The sequence below is a fragment of the Macrococcus sp. PK genome (assembly GCF_022501545.1).
In the GTDB taxonomy this organism is placed as follows: Bacteria; Bacillota; Bacilli; order Staphylococcales; family Staphylococcaceae; genus Macrococcoides; species Macrococcoides epidermidis.
The window spans coordinates 1-22,467 of record NZ_JAEPRF010000008.1 but is presented as its reverse complement, the minus strand read 5'-3'; the positions used below and the strand labels follow the sequence as shown (position 1 = coordinate 22,467).

The 22,467-nt window shown below is 33.0% G+C and carries 17 protein-coding genes and 2 pseudogenes; 5 read left to right on the top strand and 14 right to left on the bottom strand.

Annotation, left to right across the window (positions count from 1 at the left end):
* Window positions 1–106: 106 nt before the first annotated feature.
* From istB to JJJ02_RS06580, 8 genes and pseudogenes are all read right to left on the bottom strand, one after another.
* Window positions 107–874: pseudogene (gene istB / locus JJJ02_RS06615) on the bottom strand (IS21-like element helper ATPase IstB).
* Window positions 867–2,152, bottom strand: a pseudogene (gene istA / locus JJJ02_RS06610) (IS21 family transposase). Before istA ends, istB begins: the two co-directional pseudogenes overlap by 8 nt.
* A gap of 480 nt (window positions 2,153–2,632) precedes the next feature.
* Window positions 2,633–4,294: a peptide ABC transporter substrate-binding protein gene (locus JJJ02_RS06605; RefSeq protein WP_240838116.1), complete on the bottom strand. Its 1,662-nt coding sequence runs from the start codon at window positions 4,292–4,294 to the stop codon at window positions 2,633–2,635.
* Between the two features lie 339 nt (window positions 4,295–4,633).
* Window positions 4,634–5,560, bottom strand: coding sequence for an ABC transporter ATP-binding protein (locus JJJ02_RS06600; protein ID WP_240838225.1), 927 nt, complete (start codon window positions 5,558–5,560; stop codon window positions 4,634–4,636).
* A 293-nt stretch (window positions 5,561–5,853) separates the two neighbouring features.
* Window positions 5,854–6,927 (bottom strand): ABC transporter ATP-binding protein, encoded by a 1,074-nt coding sequence (locus JJJ02_RS06595; RefSeq protein WP_111714384.1) that lies wholly within the window; start codon window positions 6,925–6,927, stop codon window positions 5,854–5,856.
* A 14-nt stretch (window positions 6,928–6,941) separates the two neighbouring features.
* Window positions 6,942–8,000, bottom strand: coding sequence for an oligopeptide ABC transporter permease (gene opp3C / locus JJJ02_RS06590; protein ID WP_240838114.1), 1,059 nt, complete (start codon window positions 7,998–8,000; stop codon window positions 6,942–6,944).
* Window positions 8,000–8,926 (bottom strand): oligopeptide ABC transporter permease, encoded by a 927-nt coding sequence (gene opp3b, locus JJJ02_RS06585; RefSeq protein WP_240838112.1) that lies wholly within the window; start codon window positions 8,924–8,926, stop codon window positions 8,000–8,002. The genes opp3C and opp3b overlap by 1 nt, the downstream gene beginning before the upstream one ends.
* A 155-nt stretch (window positions 8,927–9,081) precedes the next feature.
* Window positions 9,082–10,719, bottom strand: a complete 1,638-nt coding sequence (locus tag JJJ02_RS06580; protein WP_240838110.1) for a peptide ABC transporter substrate-binding protein — start codon at window positions 10,717–10,719, stop codon at window positions 9,082–9,084.
* Between the two features lie 318 nt (window positions 10,720–11,037).
* On the opposite strand from JJJ02_RS06580, the gene JJJ02_RS06575 reads away from it, so the two are divergent.
* Entirely contained in the window at window positions 11,038–11,400 is a 363-nt protein-coding gene (locus tag JJJ02_RS06575; protein ID WP_239242284.1) for a DUF3899 domain-containing protein, read from the top strand.
* 404 nt (window positions 11,401–11,804) lie between these two features.
* On the opposite strand, the gene JJJ02_RS06570 is transcribed toward JJJ02_RS06575, so the two are convergent.
* The 4 genes from JJJ02_RS06570 to JJJ02_RS06555 all read right to left on the bottom strand — a co-directional run bounded on the left by JJJ02_RS06570 (window position 11,805) and on the right by JJJ02_RS06555 (window position 16,064).
* Window positions 11,805–12,707 (bottom strand): nuclease-related domain-containing protein, encoded by a 903-nt coding sequence (locus tag JJJ02_RS06570; RefSeq protein WP_240838108.1) that lies wholly within the window; start codon window positions 12,705–12,707, stop codon window positions 11,805–11,807.
* A gap of 81 nt (window positions 12,708–12,788) precedes the next feature.
* Window positions 12,789–14,024 (bottom strand): beta-ketoacyl-ACP synthase II, encoded by a 1,236-nt coding sequence (fabF, locus tag JJJ02_RS06565; protein ID WP_239242286.1) that lies wholly within the window; start codon window positions 14,022–14,024, stop codon window positions 12,789–12,791.
* Window positions 14,024–14,977 (bottom strand): beta-ketoacyl-ACP synthase III, encoded by a 954-nt coding sequence (locus tag JJJ02_RS06560; protein WP_239242287.1) that lies wholly within the window; start codon window positions 14,975–14,977, stop codon window positions 14,024–14,026. Before JJJ02_RS06560 ends, fabF begins: the two co-directional genes overlap by 1 nt.
* Before the next feature lie 64 nt (window positions 14,978–15,041).
* A complete protein-coding gene (locus tag JJJ02_RS06555; RefSeq protein ID WP_239242288.1) occupies window positions 15,042–16,064 on the bottom strand; it encodes a BMP family ABC transporter substrate-binding protein in 1,023 nt (340 codons plus the stop codon).
* Between the two features lie 88 nt (window positions 16,065–16,152).
* Here JJJ02_RS06555 and JJJ02_RS06550 point away from each other — a divergent pair, with 88 nt between their 5' ends.
* A complete protein-coding gene (locus JJJ02_RS06550) occupies window positions 16,153–16,347 on the top strand; it encodes a YjzD family protein (RefSeq protein ID WP_111745895.1) in 195 nt (64 codons plus the stop codon).
* A gap of 25 nt (window positions 16,348–16,372) precedes the next feature.
* Here the strand turns inward: JJJ02_RS06550 and clpB are convergent, their stop codons facing one another.
* Window positions 16,373–18,955 carry an ATP-dependent chaperone ClpB gene (gene clpB / locus JJJ02_RS06545; protein ID WP_239242289.1) on the bottom strand — a complete coding sequence of 861 codons (2,583 nt, stop codon included), beginning with the start codon at window positions 18,953–18,955 and terminating at the stop codon, window positions 16,373–16,375.
* 174 nt (window positions 18,956–19,129) lie between these two features.
* On the opposite strand from clpB, the gene JJJ02_RS06540 reads away from it, so the two are divergent.
* The gene (locus JJJ02_RS06540; protein WP_239242290.1) at window positions 19,130–19,825 is read left to right on the top strand and encodes a Crp/Fnr family transcriptional regulator; all 696 of its coding nucleotides are present in this window, start codon (window positions 19,130–19,132) and stop codon (window positions 19,823–19,825) included.
* 31 nt (window positions 19,826–19,856) lie between these two features.
* On the opposite strand, the gene JJJ02_RS06535 is transcribed toward JJJ02_RS06540, so the two are convergent.
* Complete coding sequence (locus JJJ02_RS06535) at window positions 19,857–20,165, bottom strand: metal-sulfur cluster assembly factor (RefSeq protein WP_096077000.1); 309 nt, start codon at window positions 20,163–20,165, stop codon at window positions 19,857–19,859.
* A 96-nt stretch (window positions 20,166–20,261) separates the two neighbouring features.
* On the opposite strand from JJJ02_RS06535, the gene JJJ02_RS06530 reads away from it, so the two are divergent.
* Window positions 20,262–21,071 (top strand): Cof-type HAD-IIB family hydrolase, encoded by an 810-nt coding sequence (locus JJJ02_RS06530; RefSeq protein ID WP_240838106.1) that lies wholly within the window; start codon window positions 20,262–20,264, stop codon window positions 21,069–21,071.
* An 11-nt stretch (window positions 21,072–21,082) separates the two neighbouring features.
* On the top strand, window positions 21,083–22,402 hold the full coding sequence (locus JJJ02_RS06525) for a CoA-disulfide reductase (protein ID WP_240838104.1): 1,320 nt from the start codon (window positions 21,083–21,085) through the stop codon (window positions 22,400–22,402).
* The last annotated feature ends 65 nt before the right edge of the window (window positions 22,403–22,467 follow it).

The following is a 22,467-nucleotide window of genomic DNA, read 5'->3' as shown; positions in this document are numbered from 1 at the left end:
TGTGCTTCAACACTAAATAAATAGATTGAAAGAGGAATGATGAAGAATTTGTAAATGTCAAGTTCCAGATGTACAAAAACGTCTACTTAAGAATGTACAAAATTGCTTAATTATTTTCCTTCGGAAAATGATCTTTGAGTCTATATGATTTACCTGTTATTTTTACTACGTTTGAGTGATGTAATATTCTATCTAAAATTGCGTTTGCTATTTTAGGATCTTCAAATACTTCATTCCAAAGGTTAAAATTGATGTTTGTTGTAAATATCGTACTTTTCGTTTCATATCTCATATCAATAAGTTGAAAAAATAACTTTGCGTCATCATTTTCAATTGGTAAGTATCCAATCTCATCAATTATCAGTAACTTAAATTTCTATAATGTTTTAACCTAGATTCTAGTCTATTTTCAATCTTAGCTTTCTTTAAATTTTGCGAAAATTTTGTATTAAATCATGAAATTTAATAAAATATGTACTAACCCGCTTTTTAGCTGCAGCTATACCTATAGAGGTGGCTAAATGTGTTTTTCCAACGCCACTTGTTCCTAAAAATACAATGTTTTCATTTCTTTCTAAAAAGTCTAAGCTTGTATAATTTAAAATTTCTTGCTTATTGTTTGATGGTTGAAAATCAAAATCAAATTCATGTATTTCTTTTTTATGTGGAAAAGCAGCTACTTTAACCATTGAAACAATCATGTTTTGTTCTCTGACATCAATCTCATAGTTTGTTAATTTTACAAGTGTTTCTACCAAAGACAAATTATTTTTTATACTAAACTCTAATGATTCATCTAAAATTAACAACACTTGTTTGAGCTTCAATATTCTAAGTTTGATGTTAGTTGCTTATAGATAGTAAGATCATTCATTATACATCTCTCCAATTATATTTAAATTTTCTGTTGCCATAGATGTAATATCATCCATTTCTCCGTAGTAGACACGTAATGTTTCTATATAATCTTGTTTTCTATAATTTAATTTTCTTGTTGTGATTTGGTGTGTTGCGATTAATTTGATGTTATAATACACATAGATTTTGTTATCGTATACTTGAATTTCAACAAATTTATTATTGTATTCAGCGGGTACTGAATACTGATTTGATTTATAATTAATCATATTAGATTTGTTGACTTTTAAACGTCTACGCTTAACTTTATAAGAAGCTCTTATTTGTTCATGTGGTAGTGGCTGTAAGAGCTTCTTTTCTTGTTCCAATTCTATTAATGATATTCTGCCAGTTCCATTATGGACCGTACTGTTAGCTCTATTATTTATTCTACTAATTAATTGCGGGACTTCTTCTATTTTTATTTTCCTTGGTATGCATAAATCTCATCTAACAATTTCATTTGTGTTTCAAACTTGCCTTTCGTTCTTGGTTGTCCAGCAATACATGGTTATACATTGAAATTGTGATCATCGGCAAATTGCTGAAACTTATTATTAACCTCTCATGAAAACCTTTCAGTTCTTGGAATACCCATTACCGTCTTCATATTATCGAATACAATTTCATTTGGAACTCCACCTAAATTTTCAAATACCATTGTTAAGAAATCTTTTAGTAATGGCTGAGATTTACTTAAACTAACTTGCATAACTTTAAACCTTGATCTCGAAAGAACAAATACTGCTAGATTAAGTTTTACTTGTTCTCCGTCGCTAGTAATAAAGTTAATATTTTCTATCCAATCAAATTGTGCCTGCTTACCATATTTTGTTTCAAATTTAGTTGTTCCACTAATGCTTTTAACTGGTCGGTTATACTTAAAATAATCATTAAATTCAGGGACACTTGATATATAAGCTCGAAAAGTTGAATCTGCACATTCAAGTCCTTCATTATCTTTTAAGTACTGCCATAGAATACGTTTAGAATAATATTTTTGCCTATATTCATCAGAAAGAAGTTCTTTAATGACATCATAATAGTCATGGACTTTTGATCTTCTTTTTCTAGTGACCGAAGGTTCAAATCAATCCAAATACTTCTTAACAGTTCTCCTGTTTTTTTTCAATTGTCTTGCTACTTCACTAATATTAATTTTCATGTTCAAGTTATCCATTATCTCCTTGTACTTAGATAAATCTGATAATCTTTTCAAAGTAAATTCACTTTCCACATTTATAGATAATTTCATGATAGTCACCTCATGAAAAATTATCCTAGTCCTTCGGACTATTGTACATACTAAATCAATCAATAATGTACATTCTTAAAATAGCATTTATAAAGAATTCAAATATCGACATTTATCGACCTTAAAGAGAAGATATTACTAAAGCCAAATACATATACGAACTCTAGTCAAAAAAATTAAAAAGTATAAGGAATCAGTATTGATGAGATAAATTATCATATCCGAAACTGGATAAACAATTATCCTAGAAAAAACCTAGTTTATGAAACACATTAATACCTGTTTCAAAGTCTTTAAAAATCCGAAAGCTTAATAAGTGAACCTTTAAGTTACTATCTTTGTTAATTTGGTTGTTATAACTAACTCACTTTTGAAATTTTCGTCAAAAAAAGACAAACTCAAATTTCTAAAATGAGTTTGTCCTTAATTTCTTAATATAAAACTTAATTCAATTGTCATAGTATTAATTATACTTATTATTTATTTTTTACCTTCGATTGTAACTTCTTTTAAAGTAGTATCTCCAGCAAATTTATGAACAACATAGTTTTTGATGTAAGGTTGACGTAAACGTGCAGAACCACGTTGATACATTGGAATGATTGCTGCGTCATCTAGGAAGATTTGTTCAGCTTGTTGTAACGCTTTCCAGCGTTTTTCTGGATCTGCTAATAATGGACCTTTAGCATCTTTTACTAATATATCAAATTCTTTGTTTGACCAACCCATTTGGTTATGTGGCCCGTCAGTTACAAACATATCGATAAATGTCATTGGGTCTGGATAGTCAGGACCCCAACCAGCAAATGATAATTCATAGTTCTTTTTAGATTCTAATGCTAATTTTTGTTTGAATGGTTGTTGCTTAATTTTTAAAGTAACACCTGGTAAGTTAGTTTCGATTTGTTCTTTAACATACTCAGCATCTTTTTTAGATGTATCTTGATCATATGTTAAGAATTCAAAAGTAAACTTATCTTTACCTAATTCTTTTTTCGCTTTATCATAGAACTTTTTCGCTTCATCTTTATCGTAGTTTAATGGAGATTTAACACCTTCACTATAATCTTTTCCGTCCGGTCCTTTAACGAATTCTTTAGGCATTAAAGCATCTGTTGCTACAGAACCATTATTTAATAAATTTTTAACGTATTTATCTTTATCGATTGCTTTCGCTAAGGCTAAACGTAAGTTTTTGTTTTGTAAGTCTTTGTTTTTCGATTGGTTAATACGAACAAAAAATGTTGAAGAACCTAATTGAGTTGAGAATTGATCTTTGTATTTAGGATCATTTTTGTATTTATCTACGTTTTCAGCAGATAAACCTACAGCATCGATTTTACCAGTTGTATATAAGTTTAAAGCTGTTTGTGTTTCTTTAACAATTTGGAAGTTAACTTCTTTTAATTTCACTTTATCTTTATCCCAATATTCTTTGTTTGGTGTTAACTGGAAATTTTTCTCAGTATTCCATTCATGTAATACGAAAGGACCATTGTATAATGTATCTTCTTTAGTTGTACCGTATTTCTCACCTTTTTCTTTAACGAACTTTTCGTTTTGTGGTAAGAATGATCCGAATGCTAATAATTCCTGGAAGTAAGGAATATTTGTTTCTAATTGAATTTCTAATGTGTTATCGTCAATTGCTTTAACACCTAACTCATCAGGTTTCGCTTTACCTTCCATGATTTTGTTAGCATTTTTTAAATCTGCCATAATATATGCATATTCAGCACCTGTTTTAGGATCGATTGTACGTTTCCATGCATATTCAAAGTCTTTCGCTGTTACTGGGTCACCATTAGACCATTTTGCATCTTTACGTAATTTAATTGTCCATGTTTTTCCGTCTTTAGACTTTTCAGGATCTCCTTCTGCAACACCTGGTACAGCTTTATCGTCTTTATCTAAAGTGTAAAGACCTTCCATTACCTGGTTGAATACATTAAATGATACTTGGTCTGTAGCAAGTGATGAGTCCATAGATGGAATATCAGAACCTTCTACAAAGTTTACTACTTGGCTGTCTTTACCGTTTTCACCAGCAGATTTGTTATCTCCGCCAGAACTAGAACAAGCTGATACAAAGCCAGTTAAAGCTAATAATAAAACTAAAAACCATTGAAAATTCTTTTTCATTCAACTTCCCCCTACATATAAATTATTCAATCTGCTGTTTGAAATATTCAGAAGATTTGTATTAATTATATTTTATATTTCAGTGTATAGCAATACTTTTTTTATACATTTTTTGATTTTTTTGAATATTTTATTATTTTATATTTATACAATTTATTTTATTAAGTATAACTTTAAAACTCTTTATAAATGCTTTTATAACTAGAAGTTATATTTCTTACGTTTTGTTAACATTTATAAAGTGTAGATTTTCTGTTTTGCAACATATTATAATATTATAAAAATTTATGCATAAAAATAAAGGATATAGAGCGTATTACATCTCTATATCCTTTATTATTAATAATTATGATTGTATGATTTCTTTAATGCTTCGTATTCTTTAGGTGAGCAATAAACGTAATGATCAGGTGCTACTTCACGTAACTCTAACACATCATCAGCTGTATACGCATGTACATCAGGATTATATGTCTTACGTACACGCGTACGCTCAGATTCTGGATCTGGTAAAGGAATTGCAGATAACAATGACTTCGTATATTCATGAAGTGGATTGTTATAAATTGCATCCGCAGGTCCTACTTCTACTAATTTACCGAAATACATTACACCGATACGGTCTGAAATGTACTTAACCATTGATAAATCATGGGCGATAAATAAGAATGTAATGCCGCGTTCATTCTGTAACTTCTGCATTAAGTTTACCACTTGTGCCTGAATAGATACATCAAGTGCAGAAATCGGCTCATCGGCAATAATAAATTCAGGTTCAACTGCTAATGCACGGGCAATACCGATACGCTGACGTTGCCCACCTGAGAATTCATGTGGATAACGGTTAGCATGTTCTTTCGATAAACCAACAGTCTCAAGTAACTCATAAACACGGTTAGCTCGATCTTGTTTATTCTTTGCAAGTTTATGAATATCAATACCTTCTGCAATAATATCCATAACTTTAAGTCTCGGGTTAAGTGAAGCATAAGGATCCTGGAAGATCATCTGCATGCGACGATTAAACTTTAATAAATCCTTTTTATTTTTAATCGACTGAATATCAGTACCATCAAAGATAACTTCTCCGCCTGTTGCATCATACAATTTGATAAGTGTACGGCCAGTTGTTGATTTACCACAACCTGACTCACCTACTAAACCTAAAGTTTCACCTCGATAAATATCAAATGTGATATCATCGATAGCTTTGACTTCATTCTTCTTACCAACATTGAAATATTGCTTTAAATTTCTAACTTCGATTAATTTTGTTTTACCTTCAGCATATGGTTTAGTACCCGTTGCTCTTTTTTCAGATTCAGTAAGTTGTGTTTTATTTAATTCAGATGCACTATATTGTGACGCATCTTCTTTAATTGCATCTTCACTAACCTGAATTGGACCATCCTCAATTGTATGTTCTACTGTATGATCTACTACAGGTTCTGTGGTATGTGTAACAGTTTTTTCAACTTTAACATCTCGTGTTGTATTTCCTGTATCGTCAATTACTTTAACGCGACCTTCTGTATTGTTATGAACTCTATCGTCTCTCATTAGAAGCTAACCCCCTCAACACGTTTTGGTTCTGCATAGTCACCAGGCATAGGGCGCAGCTTTTGTTTAACCATTTCTGGTGGTTCAACTTTAGGTGCTTGCGGATCCATCAACCAAGATTTCACAAAGTGTGTATCTGAAACCTGGTACCAAGGTGGCTCCTGTTCAAAGTCAATTTGTAATGCGTAATCTGAACGTCGTGCAAAAGCATCACCGACTGGCGGTTTAATTAAATCTGGTGGTGTACCAGGAATGGCAATTAATTCTGTATCTTGATGTGTATCTAAACTTGGCATAGATGATAATAATCCCCATGTATATGGATGTTTAGGATTGTAGAATATTTCATCTACTGTTCCTGTTTCAACAATTTGTCCACCATACATTACTGCAACGCGATCTGCTACGTTTGCAACTACCCCTAAGTCATGTGTAATGAAGATAATTGAAGTATCAATTTTCTTCTGTAAATCTTTCATCAATTCTAAAATTTGTGCCTGAATTGTTACGTCAAGTGCTGTTGTAGGTTCATCAGCAATTAGAATTTTCGGGTCACATGCTAGTGCCGTTGCAATAACGATACGTTGACGTTGTCCTCCTGAGAATTGGTGAGGATAGTTATTGAAACGACCTTCTGGATTTGGAAGTCCTACTAAACGTAAAATATCTAATGCACGTTCTTTCGCTTCTGCTTTAGATAACTTTTGATGTTTAATCAGCGGCTCCATAACTTGCTTACCAATTTTCATTGTCGGATTTAATGAAGTCATTGGATCCTGGAAGATCATCGAAATATCTTTACCACGCACTTGCTGCATTTCTTTTTCTGATAGCTTTGCAATATCTTTACCATCAAACAAAATTTCTCCTTCTTTAATACGTGAAGGTGGTGATGGTAACAATCTCATAATCGCTTTCGTCGTTACTGATTTACCTGAACCAGACTCTCCAACGATTGCTAATGTTTCAGCTTTATCTAAGTGGAAATCAACTCCACGTACTGCCTGAACTTCCCCCGCGTTAATATCGAAGGAAACTTTTAAATTTTTAACTTCTAAAATTCTTTCTGCCATTCTAATTTCCTCCTTTATTTACGCATTTTTGGATCGAATGCATCACGTACACCGTCACCAAATAGATAGAAACATAAGATTAATAATGATAATACTGCAGATGGCACAAACATTTGGTATGGATGAATGAGTAACATTTTACGTCCATCGTTAACTAATGCCCCTAGTGATGTCATCGGCGGTTCTAAACCTAAACCGATGAAGCTTAAGAATGCTTCGAAGAAAATCGCACCAGGAATCGAGAACATCGCTGTTACGATAATTGGTCCTAGAGTGTTCGGTAAAATATGTTTAAAGATTAAACTCATGTTTGAAGCACCTAATGTTCTTGATGCTAAAATATATTCCTGACCTTTTAATTTTAAGAATTGTCCACGTACGATACGGCTCATTCCAATCCAGCCGGTAAGTGACATAGCTAGGATGATTGTCCATAGACTACCACCGAAAAGAATTACGAATAAAATCATGATGATTAAGTTAGGAATTGATGCAATAATCTCAATGATACGTTGCATCAAAGTATCAACCCAGCCACCAAAGAAACCTGAAATAGATCCGTAAGTAATCCCGATAACAACATCTAAAAATGCTGCTACGATACCGATAAAGATAGAAACTTGTGTACCTTTCCATGTACGTGTGAAGATGTCACGGCCAAGCGAGTCTGTACCGAACCAATAAGCTTCTTTAACATTTTTATTTTTATAAGCATCAAATCCATCTTTATCTTTTCCATCGAATGGTAAAAATCCAACATCTTTAAGTGCCATTATTTTGGGTGGTAAATTGATATGATCAGGATTTTGTTCTTTATATGTATGTCCACTTATCATCGGTCCAATCAATGCCATTAATGTTAATACGATTAATCCGATTAATCCAAAGATTGCAGCTTTGTTAGCTTTTAATTGTAACCATGCATCCTGCCAGAATGTTTTAGATTCTCGTTCAATTTTTTCTTCGTTGATTTCATCACGATTCGCTAATACAAATGAACCAGGAGATGTCGCTAAATTTTGATTTAAATTTGCATGACTAACATTTTCTTCTACTTCATTAAACTTTGCCATTAATCTTTACCTCCTTGAACACGGATACGTGGGTCAATGATGCCATATAAAATATCTACGATAAATAATACTGCTACGAATAAAGCACAGATAAATAATGTAAGTGCCATAATAACTGGATAGTCATTCATTTGAATAGAACGCACGAATTGATCACCAAGACCGGGAATACCGAATATTGTTTCAATCGTAAGTGCACCTGTTAAGATACCAACTGTCATTGGTCCAATTAATGTAATGATTGGAATTAATGCATTACGTAATGCATGGCCAAATAATACTTTTGAAGTTGAATTCCCTTTCGCACGTGCTAACGTAATATAATCTGAACTTAATACCTCAATCATTTCCGAACGGATATACCTTGCAATGGTCGCAATTACACCCGCTGATAATGCAATAGCTGGTAATACTGCATAATCGAAGCCTTCCCAACCTGCAACAGGGAACCATTGCACTTTAACTGCTAAGAAATATTGTAATAAAACGGCTAAAACGAATGATGGAACTGAAATAGCAAGTACAGAGAACACAGTTGCTAAGTAATCCACCCAAGTATTCTGTTTCACTGCTGCGATAACCCCTAATATAATCCCAAGCGTTACACCGATGATCATTGCGTAAAGACCAACTTCTGCAGATGGTCCTAGACGGGGGATAATTAATCCAACCACATCTTTATTATCATATTGGAATGAAACTCCAAAATCACCTGTTGCTGCTTTCTTTAAATAATTTAGATATTGCACACCAATCGGATCATTTAATCCATATTTTTCATTCACGATTGCTTTCTGTTCAGCTGATAACTTTTCATCGTTAAAAGGTGAACCTGGCATTAATTTCATTAAGAAGAATGTAGCCGTAGTAACAATGAATAATGTTAAGAGCATATAAGAAATTCGTTTAATCGTATATTTTAACATGCACTTCTTCCTCCTTATAATCATATAGCGCAAAATCATTTTTTGCTCTAATACTATAATAACTAAATTTTCTCATAATTCATACAACTTTTTTTATTTATTTAAAAAGAAGGATATAAGTTGCATATCCTTCCTTCTAAATTGGTTTCAAGATACTATTTCTTAATTTCAGTTTCTTTGAATGAATAATCTCCAGCAAATTTATGAGAAACAATGTTTTTCACGTATGGTTGCGTTAAGAATGCGCCACCACGTTGATAGATTGGAATAATTACTGCATCATTTAAGAATTCAGTTTCTGCTTTTTGTAATGTCGTCCAACGTTTTTCAACATCTGTTAATAATGGACCATTCGCTTCTTCAATTGCTTTGTCATACGTTTTTGAAGACCAGCCAGTTTGGTTATGTGGACCGTCAGTTACAAACATATCTAAGAAAGTCATTGGATCTGGATAGTCAGGACCCCAACCACCTAATGATAATTCATAGTTACCTTTAGATTCTAAATCTAATTTTTGTTTGAATGGCTGTTGTTTAATTTTTAATGTTACACCTGGTAAAGTTGATTCAATTTGTTCTTTAAAGTATTCAGCATCTTTCTTAGAAGACTCTTGGTCGAATGTTAAGAATTCAAAAGTGAACTTATCTTTACCTAAAGCTTTTTTCGCTTTTGCATAAGAAGCTTTTGCTGCTTTTGCATCGTAGTTTAATGGAGATTTAACACCATCAACATAGTCTTTACCTGCTTTGTCTTTAACAAAGTCTTTTGGCATTAATGTGTCAATTGCTACAGAACCATTATTTAAGTTGTTTTTAACGTATTTTTCTTTATCGATAGATTTCGCTAAAGCCATACGTAAATCTTTGTTTTGTAAATCTTTATTTTTTGTTTGGTTCATTCTAATGAAGAATGTTGAAGCATCTAATTCTGTAGAATAGTTTTTATCATTTTTGTATTTATCGATAAATTCTGCAGGTAAACCGACACGATCAATTTTACCTGTTGTAAATAAGTTAACACCTGAGTTAGCATCTTTTAAAACTTTGTAAGTAATTTTATCTAATTTTACTTTATCTTTGTCATAGTATTTATCATTTTTCGTTAAAGTAAATTTGTCTTCAGTTTTCCATTCGCTTAATACGAAAGGACCATTATATAATGTATCTTTTTCTGTTGTACCGTATTTTTCGCCTTTTTCTTTAACGAATTTTTCGTTTTGAGGTAAGAAAGTACCGAATGCTAATAATTCTTTGAAATAAGGCTTAGATTTTTCTAATTCAAATTCTAAAGTTGTATCATTAACTGCTTTAACACCTAATTCAGAAGGTTTCATTTTACCTGTATTAACAGCTTCTGCATTTTTTAAGTCGTACATGATGTAAGCATATTCTGCAGCTGTTTTTGGATCTAATGCACGTTGCCAAGCAAATACGAAGTCTTTAGCTGTAACAGGATCACCATTTGTCCATTTTGCATCATCGCGTAATTCTACTGTCCATTTTTTACCGTCAGCTGAAATTTTTGGTTCACCTTTAGCAATTGCAGGAACCGCTTTGTCATCTTTATCTAATGTATATAGACCTTCAATCGTTTGGTTATATACATTGAATGATACAGCATCAGTTGCTAAAGATGAGTCCATTGTTGGGATATCACTTGAAGCAACTAAACGTAATGTTTTATCGTCGCCACCAGTAGTATCACCAGAGCCACCTTTTTTACCTGAACATGCAGCAAGTACCATAGTAATTGCTAGAAATAAAACTAATAAAGATTTTACCTGTCTTTTCATTTCTTTCCCCCATTTCTAAAAATGCCTCTGTTAATTTTCAGAAGATTAACTTTATTATAAATGTTATAGTAAATAAATAGCAATAACTTTTTATACATTTTTCTTAATATTTTTAATACTTTTTATACATGTATAGTGCACTAAAGCGTTAAACGAAAGGTATATTTATACGTATTTTTGTATATAAAAATTATTGTATTGTCGTAATAATCGAGTTTTATATTATATTGTATAATGATTATTCATTTTTATAACATTTTATATGCATTTTATGAAAATAAGGATATAATAAATAAAGTTAATATAGGAGGAATAATTGTGAAAAATTACATTATTATTTTTGTGATAGAAGCAGGTTTAGCTATTATTTATGCATTATTTAGCGGACTGAATTTATTAAATTTTTTAAACGGTACCTTTACCGTTTCAATGATAGGGTTATGTATCGGATTATTTATGATGATGTATAGTGACGGGGCATATAGTATTATGGGCCATTCCTTTAGAAAGTTTAATTACATGATGGCACCTAAAAGAATTAAAGAAACAATGGATGAAGATCCAGACTTCAATAAAAAATTGCACATCAGACAGGAAAAGTACATGTGGACTAACCCGATTTTATTTGTATCGCTTGGATTAGTGATTATAAGTTTAATTGCTATGTATAGCATGGTGTAGAATATTGATGATGAAGTTGATGGCCGATATTTTTAGTTTATCGGCCATCATTTTTGGATTTGGACTAGTTTTGAGATTTCATGGCCGATATTTTTAGTTTATCGGCCATCATTTTTGGATTTGGACTAGTTTTGAGATTTCATGGCCGATATTTTTAGTTTATCGGCCATCATTCTTGGATTTGGACTAGTTTTGAGATTTCATGGCCGATATTTTTAATTTATCGGCCATTATTTCTGGGATTTGAACTTGTTTTGAGATTTCATGGCCGATATTTTTAATTTATCGGCCATCATTCTGGGATTTGAACTTGTTTTACGATTTCATGGCCGAAATTTTCGATTTATCGCCCATCATTCTGGGATTTGAACTAGTTTTGAGATTTCATGGCCGATATTTTCGATTTATCGGCCATTATTCTTTTTATAACTCCTATTTTTATTGCTCCCTTGAGAATGATAATTCTGTTTTAAAAACCTTCGCACACTTCTCTCTGGTACGCCGCTCCAATAAACTACGTCTTTAGTCTTAATAATACCTTGATTAATATGAAAGAGATCATCAATTATGTTGTGCAGCATCTCTGATTTCTCATACGTATGTCCGCATGCACATGATACAGTTTTATATTTGTTCAAAACTTCTACCTTATTAAATTGCAGACATTTTGGACAACGTGGACCTGATTTCATCTTTTCGAACGGATAATAATATATCCTTTCAAATGCTTTCGGATTATTTAATTCAACAAGTTTTTCTGCTACGTATAGATCTTTCTTATATGTTTTACTTTTTAATAAATACTGAATAAAACTATCGATTTGATTATGAAAGAGTATCAATGGATTACCATCATAATTTCGAATAGAAAATTGTTTATTAATAAATATTATTTTACTTTCCACTTTATATCCCCAATTGTTTAACTCCACAATTCTAATGAGTCTGTCATGTGCCGCATCGAGTTGTGCCATAATATTTTTATAATTCCGTCCATTTTCACTAATGAAATTATCATTTTTATATGTATACACACCACTAAAGTTCTTAACGTCAAAATGATAGATCACTTTATCAACTACTATAATAAAGTCATATTGTGATGACCCGTTATTTTCCAAAGTAATGTCCCAGATTTTTATACCTTCAAGTATAATTTTTAAAAGCTCGTAAAACATTCTTTCTCCAGCTACTCCCATCTTATATCTATATAGGTTGATGCGATCATTTTCCTGTAATGTTATTCTATCTTCTACTGCAAGTAAATATTGATAATAACTGTCTGGATGATGTGCTTTAATAAACATATATTCACCTCATCCATATTATAAAAATTAACATTTGTTAACACAAGAAAAAAGTGAGAAAAATTAATTTCTCACTTTTTCCTATTCACTATATTTTTTTAAGATTAATACTGCGTTATGACCACCAAATCCTAAACTGTTTGTCATCGCGTATTCAATGTCGCGTTCAACGCTTTTATTCGGTACAAAATTCAATCCAAATGCATGTTCATCTTCCTGATGGATCGTTGGTGCAATCTTTCCTGTTTCAATAGAAAGTGCTGTAATAATTGTTTCGATTGCACCTGTTGCACCTAATAGATGACCCGTCATTGATTTTGTCGAAGATACTAATAGATTTTCTGCATATTCTCCGAATGTTGTCTGGATTGCTAAGGCTTCATACTCATCACCAATCGGTGTACTCGTACCATGTGCATTTAAATAGTCGATTTTATCTGCTTCTATACCAGCATCTTTAAGTGCCATCTTCATCGTACGCACTCCACCTTCACCATTCGGTGCTGGTGCTGTAATATGATGTGCATCTCCATTATTACCGTAACCTACAACTTCTGCGTATATATGAGCGCCGCGCGCTAATGCAAGGTCTAAATTTTCTAGTACGACGACACCTGCCCCTTCACCCATAACAAACCCATCACGTCCTTCCTGATATGGACGACATGCTGTTTTTGGATCTGGATTTGTACTGAGTGCACGATTAGATGTAAAACCAGCGATACTTAAACGTGTGATTGGTGCTTCAGTACCACCTGCTATCATTACATCTGCATCTCCATATTGTATCATTCTAGTAGCATCACCGATAGAATTTGTTCCAGTTGCACATGCTGTAACAGTACATCCATTTGGTCCCTTTGCACCTAAATCGATAGATACTTGTCCAGCAGCCATATCAGGAATTAACATCGGTACAAAGAACGGACTAACACGTCTTGGTCCTTTATCAACTAAAGTTTGATGTGCAGTTTCAAAAGACTCGATACCACCAATGCCTGATCCAATCCAAACGCCAATACGATCACTATTGTCATCAGTAATTTCTAGTTTCGAATCATTTAATGCTTCACGTGCTGCGACCACCGCATATTGCGTAAATCGATCCATTCGACGTGCTTCTTTTAGAGGCATATGATCTTCAATATTGAAATCCTTCAATTCACCCGCTACTTTCACTGCCATATCATCATGCTCAATACGTGTAATAGGCGCTATGCCGTTAACGCCTTTCACAGCATTTTCAAATGTAGTATGTGCATCATTACCGATTGGGCTTAGTGCACCAATTCCAGTAATTACAACTCTATTTTTCATTATTTTCTCTCCTTATCTCCCCAAATTAATGTCATAGCACCATAAGTCAGACCTCCACCAAATCCAACAAAAACTAATTTAGAACCGTTCTTAATCTTCCCTTGTTCTAATTCATGGAATAATGAAAGTGGTATACTAGCTGCTGATGTATTACCATATCGATCAACAGTAACACTCATTTTCTCTGGAGGTATCCCTAAACGTTCACGTGCTGATTCCATAATACGTATATTTGCCTGATGTGGAATAAATATATCAATTTCTTCTGAGTTTAGACCCGCTTTCTCAACTGACTTCAATGAAACATCACCCATAACACGTACAGCAAATTTAAATACTTCACGACCGTTCATTTCAAGTAATCCTGTTTCCTTATTATCAAATAAATATTTACCGCCAGAACCATCGCTTCCCCATTCATGTGATAGGAAGCCATATCCTTCAGCAACTTCACTCACAATGACAGCTGCAGCCCCATCTCCAAATAAAATTGCTGTATTACGATCATTTAAATCTGCAATTTTAGTTAACTTTTCTGCGCCTACCACTAAAATATTTTTACATAACCCTGTTTTAATGAATTGTTCTGCTGTAATTAAACTATAGATAAAGCCTGTACATGCTGCGAGTTGATCCATTGCGGGAACATTTCTTAATCCAAGTTTATCCTGAAGCATCGTTGCTACAGAAGGGAATTTATGATCGCCTGTTGCAGTTGCTACAATAACCATATCTATATCTTCTTTATTTATTTTAGCATTTTTAATTGCATTTTCACATGCAATGAATGCTAAATCACTTACATCCTGGTCAGCTCTTGCAAATCTTCTTTCTTTTATACCTGTCATTTTTGAAATCCATTCATCTGAAGTATCCAAGTAACTTTCAAAATGTTCATTGGTTACTATTTTTTCAGGGATATAAACCCCGATTCCTCTTATACCTACATTCATGTGATGCACCTCTTATATCTACTTTTAGTATCTGGTACTAATTTAACATAAAAAATTAAGAACTTCAAATAGAAGTCCTTTGTTTTTCAGTATCACTTTCGAGATATACATTCACGTTATTTTCAGGTACTTTTTTACCATTTGGTAGTTTACCTGTTTTCTTATATTCCTCAATCAGTTTATCCATTTTTTCAATTGTACTTGATGTAACTAATGGCGAATAACCATGTACGCTAGTAATATTATCTTTCATGCCATAGTATTTAGTTCCGCCTATTAGTCTACCTTCCGAGTATTCTCTTGCAATATCCTGATACAACTTCGAAATATCCTGCTCAGTACTTGCCAGAACAAAGTCACCTAGATAGCTCTGGTCAGTTATATATCCGATTGCTTTACGATCATATTCTTTAACAATCCCCATAACTTCACTATTAATACCGTCGGCAGCCGGATAAAAAACATCGACGTCATTTTCTATCATTTTCTTTGTAATGACACCAACATCATTATTATACTCCCACGTCTTTACAAAAGAAGCCTGAATGATAGTCTTTTTATTTTCATAGTATGCACCGTCCATAAATCCCTTAATTTCAGGCTGATAATCAAAAGCTCCTATTACACCAATTTGATGAGTCTTTGATTCATGGCTGGCTAAGTACCCGGCAAAAAATCCCATACTATATGCTTCGATATTAAGTGCAGAAACATTTTTATGTTTACTTATCCCATTTGTAAAAACAAAATGAACATCAGGATATTTTTTTGCATATTCATTAAAAATTTTCTCATACATAGAACCTTGCCCATAAATAATAGAAACATCTCTATCAAGAAATTCATTCAGTACAAGTTTAGTTTTTTCTTCATCATCAATATTTTCCTGAATATAGAAGTTTGTATCATAATCCTGAACAATGTCTAATACTGCCTTATATCCTTCTGTCCCCCAAGTCTGATCATTGATTGATTCCGGGAAAATAAAACCAACACTATTTATTTCACTATATTTTGGTATTTTATAATAAACAATTGTACCAAGCACCGTTATAAGCACTACAAGAAAAACAAGAAATTTTTTCATTTTTAGTTCCTTTCAATGTCAGGGGTATACAATTGACGTACACTCTTTTATAATAATTAATATAACATCTTTCATGGGGGATAAACATATGCAATATATTATGACATTCGTTTGGGCATTTATTCTTGTTCAAATGGCAAACTTCGTTTTAATGAGTTTAGCAGGCGGTAATGACTTAAACTTACCATTCGCAACAATTATTAGTGTAATTTTTGGTATTTTAGCAATTATTATTGCACACGTAATTCCGAATGAGCCTATTCCAGCACACGAAGAGCATTAAAAAACGAGACATCTGTCTCGTTTTTTTATACCATAAATTTAACTTCATCATTAATGCGATCTACTTTAATTACTGATCCTTCTGAATAATCTTCTTTAATCAATAATCTTGCTAACGGTGTTTCGATTTCTTTTTGAACGAATCGTTTCAATGGTCTTGCTCCAAACTGTGGCTCATACGCTGTGTCGGCAATCCATTTCTTGATTTCATCCGTTAATTCAACTTTTACACCACGACTATCTAAACGCGTATTTAATTCACGCACTATTTTATCAACAATAAACGTCATATCATTTCTACTCAATGGTTTAAATAATACAATATCATCCATACGGTTTAATATTTCAGGTTTAAAGTGTAAATGTAATGCATCCATCACATTTGTTCTTGCTGTTTCTGTAATTTCTTCATTTTCAATACCGTCTAATAAATATTGTGATCCGATGTTACTTGTCATAATGATGATTGTATTTTTAAAATCAACGATTCTTCCTTTAGAATCTGTTAAACGGCCTTCATCTAATAACTGTAATAATACATTAAATACATCGCTATGTGCTTTTTCAATTTCATCTAATAAAAGCACAGTATAAGGATTTCTTCGAACCGCTTCCGTTAATTGTCCACCTTCTTCGTGACCAACATAGCCAGGAGGTGCACCAATCAAACGTGACACAGCATGTTTCTCCATATATTCACTCATATCGATACGTACCATATGTTTTTCAGAATCGAATAAAGTGCTGGCTAACGTTTTAGCAAGTTCAGTTTTACCGACCCCCGTTGGTCCTAAGAATAAGAAACTACCGATGGGACGATTTGGATCTTTAATTCCTGCACGTGCACGGACAACTGCATCTGCTACTAAATCAACGGCTTCATCCTGACCAACTACACGTTCATGTAGAATCTCAGATAATTTTAATAATTTCTCTTTTTCAGTTTCTACAAGTTTACTAACCGGAATCCCTGTCCACTGAGACACAATGTAGCCAATTTCTTCTTCAGTAACGACTTCTCGAATTAAACGGTCAGTGCCTTTCGTTTCTTCAATTAAACTATCTTCTAGATCAGCTAATTCTTTCTCAACTTGTGGTATCTTACCATATTGTAATTCAGATGCTTTACCTAAATCGTAGTTACTTTGAGCTTCTTCAAGCGCTGTACGATATTTATCAAGCTCAGCTCGTTTTTCCTGTACGACGCTAATTTGAGATTTTTCTTTCTCAACACGTGCCTGTAAAGTCTGCTGTTTCTCTTTCTCATCTGCAAGTTCACGTTGTAGTTCAGATAAACGGCTTTGACTCTTACTATCTGTTTCATTTTTCAATGCTTTTTCTTCAATCTCAAGTTGTAACACACGACGATTCACTGCATCAAGTTCAGTTGGATTTGAGCCCATTTCAGTACGAATCGTAGCACATGCCTGGTCTACAAGATCAATCGCTTTGTCTGGTAAGAATCTATCTGTAATATAACGGTCTGATAACTCAGCTGCTGCTACAAGTGCTGTATCCTGAATTCTTACACCATGATGCACTTCATAACGTTCCTTTAAACCACGTAAAATAGAGATTGTATCTTCTAAATCTGGTTCAGCTACATTAACTTTCTGAAAGCGACGTTCTAAAGCTGAATCCTTTTCAATATATTGACGGTATTCATTTAAAGTTGTTGCACCGATACAATGTAACTCCCCGCGCGCGAGCATTGGCTTTAACATATTACCTGCATCCATGGCACCATCTGTTTTACCTGCACCAACTAACATATGGATTTCGTCGATGAATAATAAAATTTTACCGTCTGATTCTTTTACCTCTTTCAACACTGCTTTTAAACGTTCTTCAAATTCGCCACGGAATTTTGCGCCTGCAACAAGTGCTGATAAATCAAGTTCAAATATCGTTTTATCTAGTAATGCATCAGGCACATCTTTTTTTACAATACGTTGTGCTAATCCTTCTACAATTGCTGTTTTCCCTACACCTGGTTCACCAATTAAAATCGGATTATTTTTTGTTTTACGGCTTAATATACGAATCGTATTACGCACTTCTTCATCGCGACCGATTACAGGATCCATTTTTCCGTTTCTTACTTCCTCTACTAAATCACGTCCATATTTCTTTAATACTTCATATTGAACTTCCGGATTTTGTGTCGTCACGTGGTTTCCCCCTCTAATCTGATTAATAATTTCTTGTATTACTTCAGCTTTATTACCGACAAACAATCTTGTAGGTTCATGCGTTTCAATTGCAGCCAAAATAATATGTTCTACAGAAATATAATGATCATCCATTTCATCCATCTTTTTTTCTGATGCATTCAGTAACTGATTAATTCCATTGCTTAAATATTGTCCATATTGGATATTACCCTCTACTCGAGGTATTTTTGTTAACGCTTCATTTAAAATTCTTTCGTATGCTTTAATTTCTAAATTACTGCGTTCAAATACAGTATTTAACATGCTGTCACTTTGCAATACAAAATGTTTCATTAGATTTTCTACTTCAATCGCCTGTAGTTTTTCTTCTACTGCGTCATTTTGAGCATACTCTAAGGCAGCCTGTACGTTATATGTCATCTTTTCTATATTCATGAAATCACCTCAAAAAAGTTTGACTATCTTTGACTATAATTTCATTATAAAACCATTTCATATAAAAAACAAATTATCCACCTCGAATCAAACACAAAGTAATAATTTTATAAGAAATCATTATTTCTTGTATGATATAATATAATAAATCTAATAAAGTTACGGGTGATACAAATGGTACATACTGAATACCATGAAGCAATAAGTATAATTAATTATATAACCGAAGAAGGAAAGCTTGAGACATATGATCAAAATCAATATATTTATCAGGCAGAGGATCCTGCGAATGCAGTATATGTCATTAAAAGTGGAAATGTAGTTATTCATCGTGTATTAGAAGATGGTAAAGAATTTTCAATGAAATTACTTGGCCCAAGAAATATCTTTGGTTCTACAACCTTATTTTGCGGATTAAAAAAACATTCTCTATTCGCTAAAACAAAGACAAAAGTCTCTGTTTATAAGCTTGATATTGAACAGTTTGAGAATGCTATATTAAATGACGAAGTATTAAACTACGAATGGTTATTGTGGATTCAAAATGAAAATGCTAAGCAGGAATATAAATTAAGAGATTTATACACATTGGGTAAGAAAGGTGCAGTATACTCGACTCTAATAAGACTATCGAATACTTATGGCATCACTACTGATGACGGCATCCAGCTTAATATTGATATGACGAATAATGAGTTAGCTACCTTTGGGGGTACAACACGTGAAGGCGTCAACCGAATTATCAGCGAGTTGAAGGTAAAAAATATCATAACAACTCAAGGTAAACGAATTACTATAAAACATATTGACTATTTAAAAGATCAGATTAATTGTGAAAATTGTCCAATCAATATATGTAAGATAGAATAAAAAAAAAGAGACATGAAATATGTCTCTTTTTTTAGCTTACACCTAATGCTATTTTAGCGTAACGGCTCATCATGTCTTTTGACCATACTGGATTCCAGACGATATTTACTTCAATATCTTTTACTTCTGGTAATTCTCCTAGAGCAGTTTTAACCTGATCGATAATTTGAGGTCCCATCGGACATCCCATCGATGTTAATGTCATATCTACATTTACTAATCCATCATCATCCATATCAACGTGATAAACTAGTCCTAAATTTACGATATCTATACCTAATTCCGGATCAATTACATTTTCTAATGCACCCATAATACTATCTTTCATTGCTTCTTCCATTTATATCACCTCATTCTTTGTTATAATCTTAATATAACAAATATCAGTCTTATTTCAAATTAATAAATTTTCATACTGATTAAAGGAGTTTTTACTTTGGAACAACATCTCATTTGCCTCGATTTAGACGGTACTTTACTCAATAGCAATCAACAGATTACACCCTATACAAAAGAAATAATAAAGAAAGTACAGGCTTTAGGTCATCATTTTATGATTTCAACGGGACGACCATATCGTGCAAGCCAGACATATTATACAGAACTTGGATTAACAACACCTATCGTTAATTTTAATGGTGCTTTCGTCCACCATCCTACAGATATGAACTTTGAAACTTTTCATCAGCCTTTAGACTTTAAAGTGGCACGTGAAATATTCGAAAAGATTCCACACTTAAATATTCAGAATATCGTCGCAGAAGTAAAAGATCATGTTTATCTTCATTATCATGATGCATATTTATTTGAAGGTTTTAGTATGGGTAACCCGTTAATTCAGGTCGGCAATCTTTTAGATAGTATTAAAGAACCACCTACTTCAATACTCATTCAGGCTGAAGAGAAAGAAATACCTAATATATATAAACATCTGGATGATGTTTATGCTGAGCATTTAGAACATAGACGATGGGGGGCTCCTTTCCCGGTTATTGAAATTGTTAAAAAAGGCATAAATAAAGCTGTCGGTGTTCAAATTGCACTAGATTATCTTAACATTAAAAGAGAAAATACAATTGCTTTTGGTGATGAAGATAATGATCATGAAATGATTCAATTTGTGAATACCGGTGTTGCAATGGGTAATGCGATTAATGATTTAAAAGAAATTGCAGATGATATTACCGATTCAAACAACGAAGACGGTATCGGAAAATACTTAGCACGTTATTTTAATATAGAATAGAGGCTTTAAATATGAAGGTTATTGTTATAGGCGCAGTAGCAGGCGGTGCTACTGTAGCCTCTCAACTCAGAAGATTAAGTGACGCAGAAATTACTGTATATGAAAAAGATCGTGATATGAGTTTTGCCAACTGTGGTTTACCTTATTATTTAGGTGGTGAAGTTGCACCTCGCAATAAGCTGATTGCTGCAACTGAATCTTCATTTAAGACGAATAAATCAATTACTGTGAAAACATATCATAAAGTTGTTTCAGTATCAGCTGAAAATAAGGAGATTGTTGTAAAAGATATTAAAAATGATCGTACTTTTACTGATACATTTGATTATTTAATCTTATCACCTGGTGCAACTCAAATTAAATTACCAGTATTACAAGGAAATCATGTATTTACGCTCCGTAATTTAGAAGATACTGATAAGATCGAAAGGTTTATCACTTCTGAAAATGTGAAAAATATTCTGATCATCGGTGGAGGATACATCGGTTTAGAAGTCATCGAAAATTTAAAAAATCGCGGCATAAACATTACATTGTTACATCGCAGTTCACATCTACTTAAATCTGTCGATGAAGATATGACAAAACATATACCAGAAATACTTGAAGCTAACGGTGTAGAAGTATTATTAAATGATGAAGTGGATACGCTGGAAGGCAAAACTGTGCATCTAAAATCAGGTCGCGAATTTAATTTTGATATGATTATTACAGCGCTTGGCATTAAACCCAATACACAATTTTTACAGTCTAGTGGCATAAAATTAACAGATAGTGGACATACTAAAGTTAATGAATATTTTGAAACGAATATCTCTTATATCTATGCTTTAGGTGATGCTATCCAGACGAAATATCGACATGTTGATTATCCAGCTCAAATAGCACTTGCCTGGGGTGCGCATCGTGCGGCAAACATTATTGCGCATAATATAGTAAAATCCCAGTCTGTACAGTTTAAAGGATTACTAGGTACAAATATCATTAGATTATTTGATTTTACATTTGCAAGTGTGGGTATTACACCGAATATGCTGGATAACTTCGAATATGAAATTGTTCAACAAACACAAAAGCATCATGCTGGTTATATGCCAGGTGCAGAACAAATTTCAATCAATGTCTATTTCGATAAGAAATCTCGTAAAATATTACGCGCTTCAGCCTTTGGCAGAGTCGGTGTAGATAAACGCATCGATATAATAGCTACAGCTATGATCGGAAATTTGACGATAGATGAATTTAAAGATATCGAAATCGCATATAGCCCCGTATATAGTAGTCCAAAAGATATTATCAATATGCTCGGCTATAAAGCAGAACAAAAATAAAAAAACCGCATTTGTAGTGAACCCAAAAAGTTGAACTTTTTATTAAGCTACTTTCATTAAAGCAA

Coding starts and splice junctions, on each gene's coding strand:
- JJJ02_RS06605 (WP_240838116.1), bottom strand. CDS start 4,294: ATGAAAAAGAATTTTCAATGGTTTTTAGTTTTATTATTAGCTTTAACT.
- JJJ02_RS06595 (WP_111714384.1), bottom strand. CDS start 6,927: ATGGCAGAAAGAATTTTAGAAGTTAAAAATTTAAAAGTTTCCTTCGAT.
- opp3C (WP_240838114.1), bottom strand. CDS start 8,000: ATGGCAAAGTTTAATGAAGTAGAAGAAAATGTTAGTCATGCAAATTTA.
- opp3b (WP_240838112.1), bottom strand. CDS start 8,926: ATGTTAAAATATACGATTAAACGAATTTCTTATATGCTCTTAACATTA.
- JJJ02_RS06580 (WP_240838110.1), bottom strand. CDS start 10,719: ATGAAAAGACAGGTAAAATCTTTATTAGTTTTATTTCTAGCAATTACT.
- JJJ02_RS06570 (WP_240838108.1), bottom strand. CDS start 12,707: ATGTTTATTAAAGCACATCATCCAGACAGTTATTATCAATATTTACTT.
- fabF (WP_239242286.1), bottom strand. CDS start 14,024: ATGAAAAATAGAGTTGTAATTACTGGAATTGGTGCACTAAGCCCAATC.
- JJJ02_RS06560 (WP_239242287.1), bottom strand. CDS start 14,977: ATGAATGTAGGTATAAGAGGAATCGGGGTTTATATCCCTGAAAAAATA.
- JJJ02_RS06555 (WP_239242288.1), bottom strand. CDS start 16,064: ATGAAAAAATTTCTTGTTTTTCTTGTAGTGCTTATAACGGTGCTTGGT.
- JJJ02_RS06550 (WP_111745895.1), top strand. CDS start 16,153: ATGCAATATATTATGACATTCGTTTGGGCATTTATTCTTGTTCAAATG.
- clpB (WP_239242289.1), bottom strand. CDS start 18,955: ATGAATATAGAAAAGATGACATATAACGTACAGGCTGCCTTAGAGTAT.
- JJJ02_RS06540 (WP_239242290.1), top strand. CDS start 19,130: ATGGTACATACTGAATACCATGAAGCAATAAGTATAATTAATTATATA.
- JJJ02_RS06535 (WP_096077000.1), bottom strand. CDS start 20,165: ATGGAAGAAGCAATGAAAGATAGTATTATGGGTGCATTAGAAAATGTA.
- JJJ02_RS06525 (WP_240838104.1), top strand. CDS start 21,083: ATGAAGGTTATTGTTATAGGCGCAGTAGCAGGCGGTGCTACTGTAGCC.